The 16,104-nt window shown below is 49.2% G+C and carries 24 protein-coding genes and 1 tRNA gene; 10 read left to right on the forward strand and 15 right to left on the reverse strand.

The window, feature by feature from the left end; all coding sequences use genetic code 11:
* Positions 1–58 precede the first annotated feature (58 nt).
* The 3 genes from GAH_RS08620 (at position 59) to GAH_RS08630 (ending at position 978) form a co-directional block, all read left to right on the forward strand.
* Positions 59–409, forward strand: a complete 351-nt coding sequence (locus GAH_RS08620) for a response regulator (protein ID WP_084632364.1) — start codon at positions 59–61, stop codon at positions 407–409.
* Positions 410–531: 122 nt separating this feature from the next.
* Positions 532–615: transfer RNA gene (locus tag GAH_RS08625), tRNA-Leu, on the forward strand.
* A 42-nt stretch (positions 616–657) separates the two neighbouring features.
* Entirely contained in the window at positions 658–978 is a 321-nt protein-coding gene (locus GAH_RS08630; protein WP_052747830.1) for a hypothetical protein, read from the forward strand.
* On the opposite strand, the gene GAH_RS10745 is transcribed toward GAH_RS08630, so the two are convergent.
* The 6 genes from GAH_RS10745 to GAH_RS10460 all read right to left on the reverse strand — a co-directional run bounded on the left by GAH_RS10745 (position 938) and on the right by GAH_RS10460 (position 5,389).
* Entirely contained in the window at positions 938–1,240 is a 303-nt protein-coding gene (locus GAH_RS10745) for a hypothetical protein (RefSeq protein WP_156967447.1), read from the reverse strand. The two genes, GAH_RS08630 and GAH_RS10745, sit on opposite strands and share 41 nt — an antisense overlap.
* A 408-nt stretch (positions 1,241–1,648) precedes the next feature.
* Positions 1,649–1,900, reverse strand: coding sequence for a hypothetical protein (locus tag GAH_RS08635; protein WP_156967448.1), 252 nt, complete (start codon positions 1,898–1,900; stop codon positions 1,649–1,651).
* A gap of 370 nt (positions 1,901–2,270) precedes the next feature.
* Positions 2,271–2,774, reverse strand: a complete 504-nt coding sequence (locus GAH_RS08640; protein ID WP_048096146.1) for a DUF4411 family protein — start codon at positions 2,772–2,774, stop codon at positions 2,271–2,273.
* Positions 2,765–3,937 (reverse strand): XRE family transcriptional regulator, encoded by a 1,173-nt coding sequence (locus tag GAH_RS08645; protein WP_169745352.1) that lies wholly within the window; start codon positions 3,935–3,937, stop codon positions 2,765–2,767. Before GAH_RS08645 ends, GAH_RS08640 begins: the two co-directional genes overlap by 10 nt.
* Positions 3,938–3,995: 58 nt before the next feature.
* Complete coding sequence (locus GAH_RS08650; RefSeq protein ID WP_156967449.1) at positions 3,996–4,307, reverse strand: hypothetical protein; 312 nt, start codon at positions 4,305–4,307, stop codon at positions 3,996–3,998.
* Positions 4,308–4,960: 653 nt separating this feature from the next.
* A complete protein-coding gene (locus GAH_RS10460) occupies positions 4,961–5,389 on the reverse strand; it encodes a metal-dependent hydrolase (protein WP_052747831.1) in 429 nt (142 codons plus the stop codon).
* Between the two features lie 84 nt (positions 5,390–5,473).
* Here GAH_RS10460 and GAH_RS08660 point away from each other — a divergent pair, with 84 nt between their 5' ends.
* From GAH_RS08660 to pheA, 6 genes are all read left to right on the forward strand, one after another.
* Complete coding sequence (locus tag GAH_RS08660; protein WP_048096150.1) at positions 5,474–6,802, forward strand: ATPase domain-containing protein; 1,329 nt, start codon at positions 5,474–5,476, stop codon at positions 6,800–6,802.
* The gene (locus GAH_RS08665; protein ID WP_048096151.1) at positions 6,795–7,100 is read left to right on the forward strand and encodes a NitrOD5 domain-containing protein; all 306 of its coding nucleotides are present in this window, start codon (positions 6,795–6,797) and stop codon (positions 7,098–7,100) included. The genes GAH_RS08660 and GAH_RS08665 overlap by 8 nt, the downstream gene beginning before the upstream one ends.
* 224 nt (positions 7,101–7,324) lie before the next feature.
* Entirely contained in the window at positions 7,325–8,095 is a 771-nt protein-coding gene (locus GAH_RS08670; RefSeq protein WP_048096153.1) for a 2-amino-3,7-dideoxy-D-threo-hept-6-ulosonate synthase, read from the forward strand.
* On the forward strand, positions 8,070–9,047 hold the full coding sequence (locus GAH_RS08675; protein WP_048096155.1) for a 3-dehydroquinate synthase II: 978 nt from the start codon (positions 8,070–8,072) through the stop codon (positions 9,045–9,047). The genes GAH_RS08670 and GAH_RS08675 overlap by 26 nt, the downstream gene beginning before the upstream one ends.
* A complete protein-coding gene (aroD, locus tag GAH_RS08680) occupies positions 9,037–9,654 on the forward strand; it encodes a type I 3-dehydroquinate dehydratase (protein ID WP_084632366.1) in 618 nt (205 codons plus the stop codon). The genes GAH_RS08675 and aroD overlap by 11 nt, the downstream gene beginning before the upstream one ends.
* Entirely contained in the window at positions 9,651–11,519 is a 1,869-nt protein-coding gene (gene pheA, locus GAH_RS08685) for a prephenate dehydratase (RefSeq protein ID WP_048096157.1), read from the forward strand. Before aroD ends, pheA begins: the two co-directional genes overlap by 4 nt.
* Here pheA and GAH_RS08690 read toward each other — a convergent pair.
* The 6 genes from GAH_RS08690 to GAH_RS08710 form a co-directional block, all read right to left on the reverse strand.
* Positions 11,509–11,697, reverse strand: a complete 189-nt coding sequence (locus tag GAH_RS08690) for a DUF2116 family Zn-ribbon domain-containing protein (RefSeq protein ID WP_048096159.1) — start codon at positions 11,695–11,697, stop codon at positions 11,509–11,511. The two genes, pheA and GAH_RS08690, sit on opposite strands and share 11 nt — an antisense overlap.
* Before the next feature lie 31 nt (positions 11,698–11,728).
* On the reverse strand, positions 11,729–12,319 hold the full coding sequence (locus GAH_RS08695; RefSeq protein ID WP_048096161.1) for a hypothetical protein: 591 nt from the start codon (positions 12,317–12,319) through the stop codon (positions 11,729–11,731).
* Between the two features lie 95 nt (positions 12,320–12,414).
* On the reverse strand, positions 12,415–12,657 hold the full coding sequence (locus GAH_RS08700) for a ubiquitin family protein (RefSeq protein WP_048096163.1): 243 nt from the start codon (positions 12,655–12,657) through the stop codon (positions 12,415–12,417).
* Positions 12,620–12,781 carry a hypothetical protein gene (locus GAH_RS10835; protein ID WP_169745353.1) on the reverse strand — a complete coding sequence of 54 codons (162 nt, stop codon included), beginning with the start codon at positions 12,779–12,781 and terminating at the stop codon, positions 12,620–12,622. The genes GAH_RS08700 and GAH_RS10835 overlap by 38 nt, the downstream gene beginning before the upstream one ends.
* A gap of 78 nt (positions 12,782–12,859) precedes the next feature.
* A complete protein-coding gene (gene engB / locus GAH_RS08705) occupies positions 12,860–13,450 on the reverse strand; it encodes a GTP-binding protein EngB (RefSeq protein WP_048096165.1) in 591 nt (196 codons plus the stop codon).
* Positions 13,431–13,604, reverse strand: a complete 174-nt coding sequence (locus GAH_RS08710) for a preprotein translocase subunit Sec61beta (protein WP_048096166.1) — start codon at positions 13,602–13,604, stop codon at positions 13,431–13,433. Before GAH_RS08710 ends, engB begins: the two co-directional genes overlap by 20 nt.
* Positions 13,605–13,642: 38 nt before the next feature.
* Between GAH_RS08710 and GAH_RS08715 the strand changes: the two genes are divergently transcribed.
* Positions 13,643–14,611 carry an amidohydrolase family protein gene (locus GAH_RS08715; protein WP_048096168.1) on the forward strand — a complete coding sequence of 323 codons (969 nt, stop codon included), beginning with the start codon at positions 13,643–13,645 and terminating at the stop codon, positions 14,609–14,611.
* Here GAH_RS08715 and GAH_RS08720 read toward each other — a convergent pair whose 3' ends face one another.
* The 3 genes from GAH_RS08720 to GAH_RS08730 are packed head-to-tail and all read right to left on the reverse strand — an operon-like array spanning position 14,612 to position 16,063.
* Positions 14,612–15,115 (reverse strand): deoxyuridine 5'-triphosphate nucleotidohydrolase, encoded by a 504-nt coding sequence (locus GAH_RS08720; RefSeq protein WP_048096169.1) that lies wholly within the window; start codon positions 15,113–15,115, stop codon positions 14,612–14,614.
* 32 nt (positions 15,116–15,147) lie between these two features.
* Positions 15,148–15,504, reverse strand: coding sequence for an SWIM zinc finger family protein (locus tag GAH_RS08725; RefSeq protein ID WP_048096170.1), 357 nt, complete (start codon positions 15,502–15,504; stop codon positions 15,148–15,150).
* Entirely contained in the window at positions 15,491–16,063 is a 573-nt protein-coding gene (locus GAH_RS08730; RefSeq protein ID WP_052747832.1) for a DUF2150 family protein, read from the reverse strand. The genes GAH_RS08725 and GAH_RS08730 overlap by 14 nt, the downstream gene beginning before the upstream one ends.
* Between the last annotated feature and the right edge of the window lie 41 nt (positions 16,064–16,104).

Raw genomic sequence — 16,104 nt, forward strand, 5'->3', positions numbered from 1 at the left:
GTTAGAACCGAAATTACTATAAAGTGTTTTAGGGTAAATGGGTCTGGGTGGTTATGATATGAAGATACTTGTGGTTGATGACGACATCACTATGAGAGAACTCCTCAGGCTCATGCTCAAAAATCACGAGGTTTACGAGGCTGATAACGGGAATCGGGCCATCGCAATTTACGAGAGGTTTAAGCCCGATGTTGTTCTCATGGACATTCTGATGCCGGGGATGGACGGTATTGAGGCCACGAAGGAGATCCTAAAGAAGGATCCGGACGCCATAATAATCGGAATTTCCGCCTTTGCCTCCAACAAGGGCAAGGACATACTCGAGGCCGGGGCGAGAGATATACTCGAAAAACCCTTCACGAGGAAAAAGCTTCTCGAGCTAATTGAGAAGCACATCTCTGCCCGATAAATTTTTCATTTCCAAGCATCATTTCCGGGAATGTCGGAAGAGGTTGCGGCTTCGTGATTCTGGTCTGACCGCAAGTATAATAAATCGACGTGGCTCAGAGTCCTACACGTCAACACCCTCAAGCGGGGGTTGCCGAGTCAGGAAAAGGCGCGGGATTGAGGGTCCCGTCCCGTAGGGGTCCGAGGGTTCAAATCCCTCCCCCCGCATCCGATTTTTTAGCTGATCAGTTTGAGAGGTTCTGCAAGGCAGTGGATCTCAAGGATGTTTCTGACGACGAAAAACACCGCTATAAGAAAGCCGTGAGAGAGTTCCTCGAGGCATGTTTATACGATTTAGACGATAACCGCATAATTATTTATATAAACGAAATAAAACAGCAGCTCAGCCCACGAACGGCCAGAAAGCGCCTGATATACATTCGTGCGTTCCTCAAATTCATAAACCACCCACTCGCAGAGCACATCGAACTGCCAAAGATACCGAGACAGAAGAAGATCGTCGTCAAGCCCAGAGACCTAAGACAGATACTCATCGAGGCGGACAGCGGTGCTCGTACTCAACAACCTTGAAGCTGCCCTTAACCTTGATAGAGTCAAGCTTTATGCGTGTGTCAACTGCAGCCTTCCAGATTAGCAGCGATTTAAGCCTGTATTTCTCCTGCTTTTCCTCAGATTCATCATCCACTCTGCGAACCTCCAAAAGCCCAGTCTCGCTGCTGAGCACTATCTGCTCTGCGGTGTTGTCTTTCGGGACGAAGTAGCCCTTACCATCTTTAATGTAGTACCTGAAGTCTGCATCTCTCGCAAGTGTTTCAAGGGTATGTTCCAGCATCTCTGAACGACATGGGACGGGTAGTTGAGATGCCAGTCTGCACAACCTTGCCCACCACTAGGATCCAGCACTCTAGAAAACCATTTTTGCAACCTCGCTCAAATCCGTTCCTTCAGGGACCGTGATGCTGGTTCTCTTGTTCATCTCTGCAAGGTTGTCAACCGCTATGATCTCAGCCGCAAGATCAGCACCTTCTTATTGTCAGTTCCGGTTCCTTCACGCATGCCAGAATCAGATCTCTGTACATGTCGGCAGGGCCTTATCTTCCCTTCCTATTGTTTTCAGCAATCTGTATCCGCTCAGTTTCTGGAGTTTTGAACACCCGCTCTTCAATATTTATTTCAAAAAAGCTTCTCGGTCGTGGATCGAAATCTTCTCGAGAAGTATAAAAATGGAAGTCAGAATAAATTACTGATATGTGTTGTTTAGTTCTTCCTCAAGCTCTTTCAACTTTCTCTTGAGCTTCTCATATTCTTCTTTTTCGATTTGCTTTACTTCTTTGAGTTCTTCAATATCTATCTTGAGCTCGTCAATTTTTGCTTCAATAGCTAATAGCCTCACCATTACAGGAGACGTTAGAATTGGTTTTACATCCGTTGTTAACTGGATGCTATTCAGGTTCCCTTGCAGCTTTTGGATTTGATCCACTATCGGTTTCATACGTTCTTGTAGTTGATTTATTGATTCCAACATTTTCCTAAACTGGTCCATGGATGTTGCTGGAAGCCTAACTTTTTCAACTGCTTTTTGAAACTCCTCTTGTGCTTTAATCCATGGTTCAAGAGCATCTTGTAGTTTTTTTCTGCATTAAATACCATCGCTTAAGGGCTAACACCAACTGTTCATCTCTCAATTCCTGCCTCTCTTCTTCTGCCAAGATTATCACCCAACATTCATATTTCTCTCAAAAATTTAAAAGTATCGAAAAGCTATAAAGCTATGAATTATGAAGAAAGTAAAACTATTAATTTCTCAGTCATGGGTTGAAATCTTCTCGAGAGGTATAGAAGTGGAAATCAACACAGGTATTTCAGAATCTCCAACCTTCGTGCCTAAACACATCAAATATTTTTAAGCATTTTATACCATAATGGTTTGAGACATAGGGGATTTTGACTTTATTTCCCTTCAGAATTTCTTCGGTTACTATTATAGGTTCATTAGGGCCAAAAATTGTGGGTGTCTTTCGTATTTCAAGAGCTAACGCCACTAACCAAGGGTCTGCATCTTTGTATGTATTACCGTTTATTTTAACAAACGCTTCAAAATTCTTTAGAATGTCTGCAAGGTATTTTTGCTGAGCTGTTGAATACGATCTAAACAAGTTCGGATATTTGTTTTTTTGTTCTTTAGCCCACTTTTTTAGTTCGTCGTCTTGGCTTTCGATTTCGAGGTATACTTCGATATGGGAATAGAGCCTGTCCTCTAAGTGCAAATCGATAAGTCTTTTCCATACTGATGGATATATGTCTATGGGATTGCAATCCATCAAATCTATAAGGGAACTCGAATCTATGATATATACTACCGCCAAACCCCACCCACCTGCTCTACCAGTTTATTAAATGTTCTGGTTTTAGCAGACGGGATCGCTTCTAAAGCAGCAGAATATGGGATTAAATTGTTCCTGTAATTCTGGATAACCAATGCTAAATATTTTTCTCCAAGTTCTGACAATATTCGTACTTCTGGTTTTGGCCCCCCTGATTTTTTCTTGGGAGTAGAAGATTTAATCTTAATCTTCTCTAAAGCAGTATCATACTCTTTTTTAGAGATGTAATCCAATTTTAGCATAGTGTACAATAACATGTGTTTACTTACTTTATACCTTGCAGAGAGTTTGTTTAGAGTTTTTACCCTTGTTAACGATGAGCGATGGTTTTCGAAAACTCTGATTGCTATGTCTTTCGGGAGCAAAAAAGATGCTGCAAACTCATTACACCACTTTTCTACTCTATTTTTGGTTGGGACAGCAATATTTGGCATATCTACTGCTGATTCCCCTAAAAGTATGTGTCCAAATTCATGCATCAATGTAAATATTCTTGGTTTGTACTGATCTCTGGAATTGATTGTTATAATCGCAGGATAGTCGTCTATCAAGGTAAACCCTCTTGCATCCTCTACTGGCATCCCATACTGGAAAACAAACACATTTAATTCTTCAATTCTATGTCTTAGGTATCTGAATAAACTTGGTGCGTCTTTAAGTTCCTCAATTTGTTTATACTCACTCAGCTCGAATTCCTCTCTATACTTCTCCGCAACCTTATCTGGATCGTCCCTAAGAGTTGCATTCATTATGCGTGGCTCGGCACTATACTCTAAATTCTCGAGAAGTTCTTTCGCCACTTTTTGTAAACCTCTCACTTTTCTGAATACTAAAAGAGTCTCTCTATTGAACTCACCCTCTCTACCATGGATAAAGCGATAGTCTTTGGGCACAAATATCTCTCTGGGTTTTGGAAGAAAAAATGCTGCAACAGGAACCTTATAGAGTTTAGAGAGCTCTTTAATCAATGTGAAAGAAGGTTTTATTTTTCCTTCTTCCATTAATTCGAGTTCTTCTGTTTCTATCTTTAATTTATCAGCTACTTCCTCAATGCTGTATCCTGATATTTTCCTGAGCCATTTCATAACATCTGGGTTTAAATCAACGGGTATCTCTTCAACCACATTCAATTTTTCATCTTTCATGGTATTAAATTTTGCTATTAATAATTTGATAAAAAACATTAAATAAAATTTCAAAGAGCTATGTCCAGTTCTCCTCAATCTTCAGGGCCAGACCCTCAATTGTGACCTCTCCCACCTTGTCGCCAACATCTCCAGGATCAATCTTGGTTATCACGGCATCATGCACGTTTACTGTGAGCCCTGTCGCCCTGAATGTCACGTTGATCACGTCTCCGTTGTTCTTGAATGCTGAGATCTGAGCAAGAGCTTCGCTGGTTATCCTGCATTTCACGCTCCAGCTCGGCTTTGGATACTTCTTGTTGTAGCCCACCACACCCTTGGCAGTTTCTATGTGGGTGATTTTCACCTCGTTGTTGTAGCTGAAGCTCACCACATCGTCAACCTCAACTCCTCCGATGCTTACAGAAGCCTCCTTAGAATACTACTCCTTGACCATTCACATCACCTCACACTGTAATTGCGAGATTCAGCTCGAACGTCTCGACCTCTCTAGCCAGAACTGCTGTAACGCTGACGTCCTTCAGTATTCTCTATACCTTCCAGTCTGTCCTCTGCATCGCCAAGGAATTCGAGCATAACTGCTGTATTCTCAGGAAGTATTTTAAATGAAAGTCGTATGCTAGACGGTTTCGATTATCGTGGCCGTTTCCTGATACTTAACTGTGTAACGGATAAAATATAACTGTCGTCTTAAAGATCTATCTGAGCGGTAGCTCAGATCATTAATCTCCGATCTACTAGTCACCTTAATTCCATCTATGGCTAGCAGATTTTTAAGTATCACATCAGTAGTAAGTCAAAATGTAGGCGTCAATTATATCTGCAGCCGAGATGTTGGCATCATCTCTTGCATGAACATTGATGCTCAGAATTATCTGAGCTCTTCTCCTCTCGTGTAGTTAATGTCATAATCAACAATTTCTTCCTCCACATGGTTTTATTTTAAGAATTTTCACAAAAGCTTGAATTGAGCCAATGACAGGCTAGTTAACCCAGCAATTTTGAAAAACTGGGCAGCAGAGCTTAAAGCTTCAGTCCACCCACGATGTGGTCGAGAATGCTGTCCCCCTTCGTCACCCATAGCGCCACTACGCATCCTGCTATTAGAACGTAGTTGGCTACCACGCTATCGAAGGAGAATTTGGCGAGCCTGACCCTCTTTTTCATAGGCCAGTAAAACTGCACACCGGACTTCGTCAGCATGTCGAGGAGAATGTGCATCCCAATACCATAGAAGGCAATAACTCCGAGCGTTGGGTTGAAGTAGGCCACGCTTATCGAGACGAGAGACATGAACAGAAACGAGTGTGTGACCGTTCTGTGCTTGAGCCCGACAATGTAATCGAGGTCGCTGATAAGGCCAAACAGAACCGCGTAGAGCGAAAGTTCTGGGTTGGAGGTGAGGATGAATACCGGCGTGAACGTGGCGATGGCGTGGGTCTTTTTGAGCATGACACGTTTTTATGAGTATTTGAATATAAATGTGTTGCATTCTTTATCCGACATATTAATATAGTTGTCGAACAATTGTTCGTCATGGTTTTGTCAAAAATTATAAGCGGCGGCATTCCCGACGGTTCGGTAATTCTGATCTCCGGGGAGGCTGGAACCGGTAAAACTATTCTCGCTTCGTCCATAGCTCAGGAGGAGCTTGAGAGGGGTAAGAAGGTTATGTTCATATCCTTTAACGAAACTGAGGATGAGTTTTTCGAGAACATGAAAAAGGTGGGTCTGGATCTCGAAAAACCCGGGTTTCTGTACTACGATCTTTTCAGCGTTGGCAGGGGAATAGTGGAGAACCAGCTGAACTACATCTACACTGAGATCTACAAGGTCAAACCGGATCTGATTGTGATTGACTCGCTGACGTCCATTTTGACGTCTTTCTCGAGAGATCATGTTAGGAGCTTCCTGAACACGTCAATCAGCAGGTTCGTGAAAATGCTGAACTCCAAGGCAATTCTGATATCCGAAAGACCGTTTGGCAGGGAGGGGTTCGGCCACGGAATTGAGGAGTTCGTTGTCGACGGTGTGATCTCCCTTGAGCTGGTTTACGAAAGAGAACACTACAGAAGGGTGATGAGGATACTGAAGATGCGCGGAAGGAGAATAGAGAAACCCAGTTACGAGTTTGAGATAACTGACAGCGGACTGATCGTGTTTGAGATTCCTGAGCTTGATGCGAGCGAGTTCGTCTCCAACGAGAAGCTCACAACGGGGATACCACGCTTGGACGAGCTGACCAGTGGTGGATTTTACAGGGGAAGCATAACCGTCGTGGTCGGCAACACGGGAAGCGGAAAGACGACCTTTGGCCTCCACTTCTGTCACGCAAACGCGATGCTCGGGAGGAGGGCGGTGTTCGTGACGTTTGAGGAGAGCAGGAATGCGATTTTGAGGGCCATGGAGAACTACGGTATGGACTACGAGCCAGTGAAGGACAGACTCCTGATCTATGACTTTGTTCCGGAAGCCAAGAGCCCGATCTCGTATTTTGTGGAGATATCCCGGCTTATATCCAGATACCGGCCGGACGTCATGGTCATCGACAGCCTCTCGTCGCTCCAGCAGCACATGAACCCCACGGAGCTGGCGAAAATGATGAGGTACCTCCAGATAGTGTCCAAGGAGAACGGAACGGCTGTGCTCGCGACGCTGAACAGGTGGGTTGATCTGTCCAGCCTCTCTTCCTTCCCGGCGACCAATCTCAGCACGCTCGCGGACAACATGATAGTCCTGTCCACGTTTATTGAGGGAGGGGAGCTGAAAAGGAAGCTCGTGATCCTGAAGCAGAGGGCGAGTCCACACTCTGTGAGGGTTCACGAGTACTCTCTCGGTGAGGGAGGTGTGGTGATCCATGACTGAGGAGCTGCCGGACTCGACAGAGGAGCTTGTGGTCGAGGCTGTGAGAAAGGCAGCGGAAAAGACGAATCCCGCGCTCGTGAGGGTGCTTGAGGTTCACCTGAAGGAGACAACGGGCATGGGGCTTGACGTGGCCTACAGGGATGCCGATGCCTTCATAGAGAGTGTGAAGAAGCTGTTCGGCGAGTATGGGGCGAGATTTTTCGAACTTGCGATTATCGGGGAGATAAGGGACACCTTCGGGATTGCGACGGCAGCGGACACTCTCAGAGATGTCGTTCGGGAATTGAAGGGGATGTGACGTGAATGTTAATGAATAATCAGAAAAGTTTAAATATTCAGCACCGAGACTTCATTTGAATGCCCGCACACACGAGCAGGTATGGGTATTTCGGATTTTTCTGGTTTAACTTTAGCTTTGGCTTTAGCTTCTGAAATCGGGAGGTGTTGTCTTGTGCGCCTGTGCTGTTCGAGGGTCTTGGGGACGGTATATATAATTCCTTTGAATAAAAGAGGTGCATAAAAATGCACGGAAAGAAAAGGAGGATGAGACGGATACTCAAGGGGGAAAGAACGTTCATAGTTCCTATGGATCACGGAATGACCAAACCGGAGGTTGGACTGGAGAATGTGGACAGGATGCTCGCCCTCCTTGACGGAATAGTGGACGCGTTCGTCCTGCACAAGGGAATGGTCAAGCACTCTGACTATGTAGACGAGATGGAGTCCGCCCTGATTGTCCACCTCTCTGCCTCAACCTACCTGAGCCCGGACCCGCTGGCGAAGAGAGTTGTTACGAGCGTAGAAAAGGCCATACAGCTTGGGGCTGACGCGGTGAGTGTCCACGTGAACGTGGGGAGTGACAGCGAGGGAGAGCAGATAAGGGAGGCGTCAATGATCTCAGAGGCGTGCGACGACTACGGAATCCCACTGCTCGTGATGAGCTACCCGAGGGGAAGAGGGATCAACGAATTCGGAGTGGAGGAGGTCAAGCTCGCGGTCAGGGTTGCAAACGAGATTGGGGGGGACATAGTCAAGACAAACTACACCGGAAGCGTGGAGACGTTCAGGGAGGTGGTCGAGCACTCGAGGATACCTGTGGTGATCGCGGGAGGGATAAAGAAGGAGAGCTCAGCAGAGTTCCTTGAGGTCGTCAAGGAAGCGCTCGACGCTGGGGCGAAGGGTGTTGCGGCCGGCAGAAACATATTTCAGGCGGAGAATCCAAGGGAGCTTGCCATCAAGATTGCGAGAGTAATTCACGGTGTCGTCTATGAAAGAGATCTGGTTAATAGATGATGGAGAAGTCTGGGATGAAGTGAAGGAGCACGTTAAGGATGCTATAGAGCTCGGGTTTACCGGTGTGGCCGTTAAGAAGGAGTTCATGGAACTTGTGAGAAAGCTCGGCAACATTGAGGTTGAAGAGGCAGAGGTTTTCAGGATAAGAGGCGCGGAGGATCAGGAGAGAGTGGTGGAGCTGAGCAGGACTGCCGGAAGGATATTTCTGAGCTTTGACAACTGGAAGATCATCCCCCTCGAGAACCTGATAGCGATGAAGGGAAGCGCCAAGATAATTCCGATAGTGAGCGATGCCGAGGAGGCGAGGGTGGTGCTGACAACCCTTGAAAGAGGTGCGGACGGAATTGCGATAACTCCGAGGAGCAGGGACGAGATGAGGTCGTTCAGAGACGTTGTTGAGGAGACGGAGTCGGTCAGGCTCGTGAAGGGCAGGGTTGTGGAGATAAGGAAGCTCGGCATGGGGGACAGGGTGTGCGTTGACACGATCACGATGATGACCCCGGGAGAGGGGATGCTCGTCGGGAACACGGCCGAGTTCATGTTCCTCGTGGCGAGCGAGAGCGAGGAGAGCGAGTATGTGGCCTCAAGGCCGTTCAGGGTAAATGCCGGGAGTGTGAACGCCTACATAAAAGTCGGTGAGAGGACAAGATACCTTGCCGAGCTGAGGGCTGGGGACGAGGTGGAGATAGTCAGACATGATGGCAGGACGAGGAGGAGCTACGTTGGGAGGGTAAAGATAGAGAAGAGGCCGATGTTGCTCGTCAGGGCGAGGGCTGGAGATGTGGAGGGGTCGGTGATCCTGCAGAACGCCGAGACGATAAAGCTCGTCGGGGAGGGAGGAAGGCACATAAGCGTCTCGGAGCTCAAGGAGGGAGATGAGATACTCGTTTACATCGGAGAGAAGGCCCGTCACTTTGGAGTCGCTGTGGAGGAGAGCATAATTGAAGGGTAGCTTTGTTGTGAGCGTCAAGAGCTTCGCGGAGGCATCTCAGGCCGTTAGGGTAGCGGACGTGATCGAGTTCAGGCTCGACCTCTTCCCCTCTTTACCGGAGTACGACAGAATCAGAACGGAGAAGCCCTCGATAGTCACCATAAGGCTCAAGGAGGATGGTGGAAGGTACGAGGGCGAGGAGGAAGAGAGGCTTGAGCTCTTGAGGAAGTATTCCAGGTATGTGGACTACGTTGACCTCGAAACGAGGCTCGATGATGAGGTATTTCTGAAGTTCGAGAAGGTCAAGATCATAGAGTCCTATCACAACTTCACTGAGACGCCGTCGTACGAGGAGCTGGTCGACATAGTCGAGGCCAAAAGGGGTGACGTGATAAAGATCGCGACGATGGGCGCTGGGAAGGAGGACGTCGTCAAGATCGTAAAGCTCCTGACTGAGTACGACGACGTCGTGGCGTTTTTGATGGGGAGGAAGTTCGCATACACGAGGATCCTCTCCTTCATCCTCGGCTCCCCGTTCATCTACTGCTCCCTCTCCACCCCTGTAGCTCCCGGGCAGTATGACGTTTACACAGCAAGAAAGATTCTGAAGTCGATGGGAGTCATATGAGGATCCTGATTTACGGAATGGGCGGGATGGGTGGAATTTTCCACAGGTTCTTCGAGAACAGGGGCTACTTCGTCAAGGGCTACGACCTGAACCCCGACAGGAGTGAGGTGAGCTACGGGGAGATCGACGGGTTTGACGTCATATTTCTCTGCGTTCCAATGGATGAGATAGAGAATGCCCTCGAGGACATAGCAAGGAAGAACAGGAGCGCGCTCATAGTGGACATCTCAACGCTAAAGAACCTCGCAATTCCCCACCTCGAGAGGCTTGGCTTTGACTACCTCAGCATCCACCCGATGTTCGGGCCGGACAGCGAGATAGGACTGTCGAACATAATCGTCGTTCACGAGAGTGGTAGGGAGGAGGAAAGGGTAATCCTCGAGGAGTTCAGAAGGGCTGGGGCAATAATCTCTCACATCTCTGTGGAGGAGCATGACAGGAAGATGGCCGAAATTCAGGGAACGGCCCACTTCCTCCTCTTCCTGTTCGCCCTGACTCTCAGGGGAAGGTTCGGGAAGGCATACCACTACGGCTCCCCGATATTTCTTGTCATGCACAAGCTCGCCAGCAGGATAATCAATCAGGACTGGAGGCTGTACTACCACATTCAGAAGAACGCTGAGGAGCTGAGGAAGGAGATTCTGGAGAATGCAAGGGTTCTTGACGAGATCATGAAGGACGAGCGGTCGTTCAAGGGCCTTGTTGATGAGCTGAGAGAGGAATTCGACGATTACAGGGACTCGACGATAGTGCTTGATGCGTACAAAACGACCGTCAATGCAGAGGGCATAGACATGCTGAGGGGCTACATAAGGGCGATAGACTCCCTCGTCCTCCGGCTGATCGAGAAGAGGGTTGAGGCCGGAAGAAAGGTGGCTATGGAGAAGCTGAAGCTCAACGAGCCGGTCGAGATCTCTCATGTAGAGGATGTCAAGCTGAGGGAGCTTGTGACCAAAACAGAACTGAACCCCGTGATGGTCTCGGAGATCTTCGAGAGGCTGATGAAGCTCACCAAGGAGGAGGAGTACAGGATTCTCGGTGTGAGGAAGAAGGTTGCCGTTCTCGGCCCTCCGGGAAGCTTTTCTGAGGAGACGGCGTTAAAGCTCGTGGGCTCGAGGCTGCCCCTCATCTACCAGAGCAAGGTGGAGGACATATTTCTCGCGGTGGAGAGCGGGAAAGCAGATTACGGCATAGTCCCCATAGAGAACTCCCTTCAGGGGACTGTCCTGCAGACCCTCGATGCTCTCTTGAGGCATGACGTGGAGGTCTTCGCCGAATACGAGTCGGAGATCAGGCACAACCTCGTGGCCAAGAAGCGACTGCCCCTCAGGGACATAGAGGTCGTGTACTCCCACCCTCAGGCAATAGCCCAGTGCAGCGAGTTCATAAACAACTACCTACCGCACGCGGAGATAAGGTACACGAGAACCACAAGCGAGGCGATAGAGATGCTGGACGACAGGTCAGCGGCCATAGCGTCTGAGCTCGCGGCCAAGCTCTACAGGCTGCAGGTCATAAAGAGGGACATTCAGTCATTGACGTCAAACAGGACGAGGTTCTACATTATACGGAGGAGTGGCGGCTCTGTGAATGGTGATGAGAGCCTGACGTGCCTGTTCTTCGGAGTGGATGACAGGCCGGGGGCACTCTACAGGGTGCTTGAGGTCTTCTACAAGAACGGGATAAACCTCAGGAAGCTCGAGAGCAGGCCAGCTGGCACGAGGCTCGGGGACTACATATTCTTCGCCGAGGCTGAGGAAAAGCTCGGAGAAAACATCGTGGAGGAGATAAAAAAGAGAACGACGTTCTGCAAGGTCGCTGGCTTCTTCAGGAAGGTTGACAGGCTCGACGTCTTCACAGGTTAGAGAACATCATCAGAAACAGGATTCCGAAGAGCATCGCGAACATGAAGATGATGTAGTTCCTCTGCTTCTTTCTGTCCTCCTCGTACCTGTTCTGGCACTCCTTTCCGCAGAATATCTCCTCAGGCTCTATGGCCTTACCGCAAACAACGCAGTGCCTGTGCGGAATTATTCCGGGCATGTGGCAAATTCTGCGAGCCCGTATAAATAGTTTATTTCTCCTTTATGTACTTCTCAAGAACCGAATCGAGTTCGACCTCGTAACCCCTGACCCTGAGCCTGAAGACGTACTTCTCGTCTATTGGCGTTTCGGACTTCAGGATGAACGTGAGCTGGTTGTCGTTTAGCTCCTTCTCGAGGTGGAAGATCTCGGAGAACAGCCTCGAGATAAGGATCTCGTCTCTCCTCGGCTGGGCACCCTTGATCATCAGCCCGACGACCGTGCCGTTCTTCCCCTCCACCTTGTTCATCAGGTTGGCGAGGAAGAGGTATGTTTTTTCGAGGCCGTGAACAAGAATGAGCTCGGAGATGAGGGTTATGCAGACAGAAGAAGGCTCCCTTCTCGTCTCTATCGATTTTGACAGGAGAATGTTGATCTCGTTGAGGTTGGCGATGTTGAACTTTCTGGAGCTGAAAATCTCGAGATTCGGTCTCTTTCTGTAGGCGTCGATTATTCTCTGAACTATGAGGGGATTTTCCGAGGGGAACCAAATTACGTTATCTGAGACCTTTGTGGTGATGTTGTATGCCAGTGAGGTTCCGCCGAAGCCACTGTCTGCTATGACGAGATAGCTTTTGACCATTACTCATCACACCTGGGGTGATAATATAATCTTTACTGCCAATTTATTAACCTTATTCCCTAAATACTTCTCTTAGCCTCCATCATTATGATGGATTAGCCACCAGAAATAACCCTGAGCACTTTAACCTCTCCGTCTTCTACGGTGGAGTCTATGGGCACAGGTTCGGTATTCTTAACGAGCACCACGGTCTCAGGATTGATTCCGAACTCCTCAAGAAGCTCTGAATACTTCTTCCCCGGCTCAACCTCAACCTCCCTCTCCCTGATATCGAACCCTCCTAAAAAAGTGAACTTGACCTTAATCCTCCTCCGGTAGGATTTCTCTTGCGACCTCATGAACGGTTCTATCTTCCCTCGGGTTTTTAATGTCATCGACATTCTTGAGAAGCAGCTTCTCATCCTTCATGATCTCCTTCTTCCTGCCCTTTCTCCTGAAAAGCCTCCAGTTAAAGCGTCTCATATGGGATCACAATTATATAGTTGGTTTTTCCCCTATATTAATATTCTCCGACCCCGGCGTAAAATTTCTCAGAAGATATTATTTAAATGCACCAAACAAATCCACCCTACCCCTCCTTGCAAGCACATCCTTGAGAGTGTTCTTCACTCCGGAGATATCTCCCTTCTTGGCCACCGTGGGAATAACCCTCTCCCTGTCCACACTCATTCTGGATGAGATGTACTCAAGCACCTCCTCGCCGTTCTCGACCTTGTCGAACTTGTTCGCGCAGACTATCACCTCAACACCCACATCTCGCAAGAAATCGGCCATCTCAACGTCAACCGGGATGTATCCCCTGCTGTCCCACCTCTCCACAACTTCTCTGAAGGCCTTGGAGTCGATCACTATCACTCCCGCAGCGATTCTGCTCGCGTTCTCCTCAATGTAGTGGACGATGAAGTCCTTCACCCTCTCGTTGAACCCCCTGCTTACACCTTTAACATACCCAAAACCCGGGAGGTCGGTGGCGAGAAGGTCTCTGTAGCTGTAGAAGTTCGGGGCGATGGTCGTGCCGGGCCTCTTTCCTTTCCTCACCCGGACACCGAAAAGGTGGGAAAAGAGGGTGGACTTGCCAACGTTCGATCTGCCTGTAAAAATTATCTCGATGTTAACCCGGCCAGAGCCCATAGTACGCGTTGAGAATTATCGTCAGGAATCCAACCACGAGGCCGAAAGCGAGCACGGCTTTTGGACTTATCTTTATCTGAGTCTTCTCCTCCTCGAAGTACCTCATTATTCCTGCCGAGGACATCAGTGGTGGTGCCTTCTCCTTCTTCGCCATGGGGAATGGTATTATACCCCATGTATTTAACTTTATCCATGCAACCCCTCAGAGTCCTCGATGCCGTGAGCGGAGAAACGGGCTACTTCCTTCTGGACTCGGAGTGGAGGTTCGAGGTTGCGAGCGTGACTCCCGACTTCGTCGTCTTCCCCTCATTCTTCAACGCCCACACCCACATAGGCGACTCTGCTGTAGAGGCTCCGAAGATGGGGCTCGAGGAGCTTGTGGGGCCCGGGGGGTACAAGTTCAGGGTTCTTGAGGAGTCGAGCGAGGATGAGCTTGTCGAGTGGATGAGGAAATCAGTGGCACTGATTGCAAAAACAGCCTCAACATCGCTCGAGTTCAGGGAGGGGGGTCTGCGGGGATACGAGCTGTACCTGAAGGCAGATGAGGAGAGGAGGCTCATGGCCCTTTCAAGGCCATCGAGCGAGGAGGAAGCTAAGAGGCTCGTGGAGATATCGCAGGGCTTCAACTTCAGCAGCGTGAGGGATCACGACCTCGACCTTCTCGAGTTCTGCAGAAGATTGGCGAGGAAGCACGGGAAGGTTTTCGCGATTCATGCCGGGGAGAAAGATGGTGGGGACGTGGAAGATGCCCTGTCCCTCGAGCCGGACTTCATCATCCACATGAACATGGCGGAGAGGAGGCAGGTGGAGGAAGCAATGGAGACTGGAGCAGGAATAGTGACGTGCTTCAGGTCAAACGCGTTTTTTGGGCTCATGAACATCAAAAACTACGAGCTGTTCTCGGAGTACGAGAGGTGGATGATCGGCACGGATAATGCCATGATAGCATCCCCGTCAATGTTCGACGAGGTCAGGTTCGCGAGCTACCTGTTTGATCCGGAGGTTGTTTTTCAGGCCTCCACGAGGAACCCGTTTTTCGAGAGCTACACGATCGCGAGGATGGAGAAGGTGAACCCGCGAAACCCTGTGCTTTCGATAGTTCGTAGGCTCGAGAGCTGCGACGTCTTCAAAATTGTGAGGGGGAGCGTTTCCTTCGAGTAGTCAGACGTTCTCTCCCCTGTAGATCCCCGAGTACCCCTCGGTCTCTCCGTCGAGCCTGAAGAAGACGAGCTGCACTATTCTCGCGTTCCTCTTGAGCCACAGCCCGTCCTCGTTGTAAACCACCAGCCCCACCTCGCTCCTGCCAACGTATCCAGCATCCCACACGGCCGTGAGGATGTTCGCTCCGGCCCTTATGAGGCTCGACCTCGGTCTGGCAAGGGCCATCATGTCATTGGGGATTCTCACGACCTCGTTTATGTAGGCTCTGTAGTACCCCTTCTCCAGAAAGACCCACTCGTTCTCGAAGGGCATTTCCTCAGTTTCTGGAATTCTCCTCTCGGAGTTGTCGAAGTCCAGCCTGCCCTCCCCTGAAATCCTCGCAACCTTTCTCAGCGTGCAGTCGAATCCGTTGGGCTGGAGCTGGGTCTCGAGGTCGACGTAGTCGGAGATCAGGGACTGGCTTTCAATCAGCCTCCGGATCTCATCCTTGGAGAGCACACCCATAGCGGAAGTATCTCACGCGGATATATACCTTCCTACCCTCCGAACCTCCAGCCCCTCCTTGCTGAGATGCTGGTGAAGTCTATGTAGTACGCATCCACCTCATCGTACATTTTGAGGTTTCTCGCAACCTCTACGGCAATTATGTGCGCGCACGGTGCTTTGCCTTTGAGGTTGAACTGGAAGTCCCTGCAGGTGCAGAACCTCTCGTCGACTATGTACTCCTCTCTGCCAACCACCACGAAGAAGTCTCTGTACCTCTTGACCCTCCGCTCCTTAACGTAGAAGAACGCCTTGTCACCTCTTTTACCAAAAACGTCAATCAGGTATTTGTAAAGGGAAAAATCGAACCTTTTGAACCTCTTCAGGTTCTCGAGCTCACTCCAGGTCATCCTCCACTTCCGTTCTGTCGATCTCGATGAGGTGGTGGACTGTGCTTATCGCATCTATGGCGTCAAGCCATCCGATGACGAACAGATCCTCGTCAGGAATTTCGAGATCCTCAGGCAACCTCTCACCTGCGAGTGCCTTGGCCGCCATCTTTGCCATGTCCTCGAACGCACCCTCAAGGTCTCCACTCTTCTCCTTCTTTATTGCGTCCTCCAGAAGCTTCTCGAAGGACTTTCTGCTGACCTTTCCGGCTATCGTCAGCTCGAGCCCCTTTGCGACCACCTTCATGTTCTCCTTGGTCATCTCGAGCAGCTCAGCCTTCACATCGTCTCCAACATCGTAGCTCCTGTCGAGGAGGGGCTTGCTCTCCTCTATGAACTTCAGAGCGTCCTTCTTGGTCACCTCCCTCTCCCTTATGCTCTTCAGGAGGTTCAGGCATGCGATTATGTAGTCGTCGAGCATCTTGTCGAACACTTCCAGCCCCTTCCCGCTCTCAAGGTCAAGCTCCTCGTCCTTTATCCTCTCAATCCAGTTGTTGAGCCTGTCTTCGGTGTAGAACATCAGCAGAACTTGTCAAGCCTGAAATATAACGTTTTTGTTCG

Origin of the sequence: Geoglobus ahangari, assembly GCF_001006045.1 — an archaeon.
GTDB lineage: Archaea > Halobacteriota > Archaeoglobi > Archaeoglobales > Archaeoglobaceae > Geoglobus > Geoglobus ahangari.

Coding starts and splice junctions, on each gene's coding strand:
- GAH_RS08620 (WP_084632364.1), top strand. CDS start 59: ATGAAGATACTTGTGGTTGATGACGACATCACTATGAGAGAACTCCTC.
- GAH_RS10745 (WP_156967447.1), bottom strand. CDS start 1,240: ATGCTGGAACATACCCTTGAAACACTTGCGAGAGATGCAGACTTCAGG.
- GAH_RS08635 (WP_156967448.1), bottom strand. CDS start 1,900: ATGAAACCGATAGTGGATCAAATCCAAAAGCTGCAAGGGAACCTGAAT.
- GAH_RS08645 (WP_169745352.1), bottom strand. CDS start 3,937: ATGAAAGATGAAAAATTGAATGTGGTTGAAGAGATACCCGTTGATTTA.
- GAH_RS10460 (WP_052747831.1), bottom strand. CDS start 5,389: ATGCTCAAAAAGACCCACGCCATCGCCACGTTCACGCCGGTATTCATC.
- GAH_RS08660 (WP_048096150.1), top strand. CDS start 5,474: ATGGTTTTGTCAAAAATTATAAGCGGCGGCATTCCCGACGGTTCGGTA.
- GAH_RS08665 (WP_048096151.1), top strand. CDS start 6,795: ATGACTGAGGAGCTGCCGGACTCGACAGAGGAGCTTGTGGTCGAGGCT.
- GAH_RS08670 (WP_048096153.1), top strand. CDS start 7,325: ATGCACGGAAAGAAAAGGAGGATGAGACGGATACTCAAGGGGGAAAGA.
- GAH_RS08675 (WP_048096155.1), top strand. CDS start 8,070: ATGAAAGAGATCTGGTTAATAGATGATGGAGAAGTCTGGGATGAAGTG.
- pheA (WP_048096157.1), top strand. CDS start 9,651: ATGAGGATCCTGATTTACGGAATGGGCGGGATGGGTGGAATTTTCCAC.
- GAH_RS08690 (WP_048096159.1), bottom strand. CDS start 11,697: ATGCCCGGAATAATTCCGCACAGGCACTGCGTTGTTTGCGGTAAGGCC.
- GAH_RS08695 (WP_048096161.1), bottom strand. CDS start 12,319: ATGGTCAAAAGCTATCTCGTCATAGCAGACAGTGGCTTCGGCGGAACC.
- GAH_RS08700 (WP_048096163.1), bottom strand. CDS start 12,657: ATGAGGTCGCAAGAGAAATCCTACCGGAGGAGGATTAAGGTCAAGTTC.
- GAH_RS10835 (WP_169745353.1), bottom strand. CDS start 12,781: ATGAGACGCTTTAACTGGAGGCTTTTCAGGAGAAAGGGCAGGAAGAAG.
- engB (WP_048096165.1), bottom strand. CDS start 13,450: ATGGGCTCTGGCCGGGTTAACATCGAGATAATTTTTACAGGCAGATCG.
- GAH_RS08710 (WP_048096166.1), bottom strand. CDS start 13,604: ATGGCGAAGAAGGAGAAGGCACCACCACTGATGTCCTCGGCAGGAATA.
- GAH_RS08715 (WP_048096168.1), top strand. CDS start 13,643: ATGCAACCCCTCAGAGTCCTCGATGCCGTGAGCGGAGAAACGGGCTAC.
- GAH_RS08720 (WP_048096169.1), bottom strand. CDS start 15,115: ATGGGTGTGCTCTCCAAGGATGAGATCCGGAGGCTGATTGAAAGCCAG.
- GAH_RS08725 (WP_048096170.1), bottom strand. CDS start 15,504: ATGACCTGGAGTGAGCTCGAGAACCTGAAGAGGTTCAAAAGGTTCGAT.
- GAH_RS08730 (WP_052747832.1), bottom strand. CDS start 16,063: ATGTTCTACACCGAAGACAGGCTCAACAACTGGATTGAGAGGATAAAG.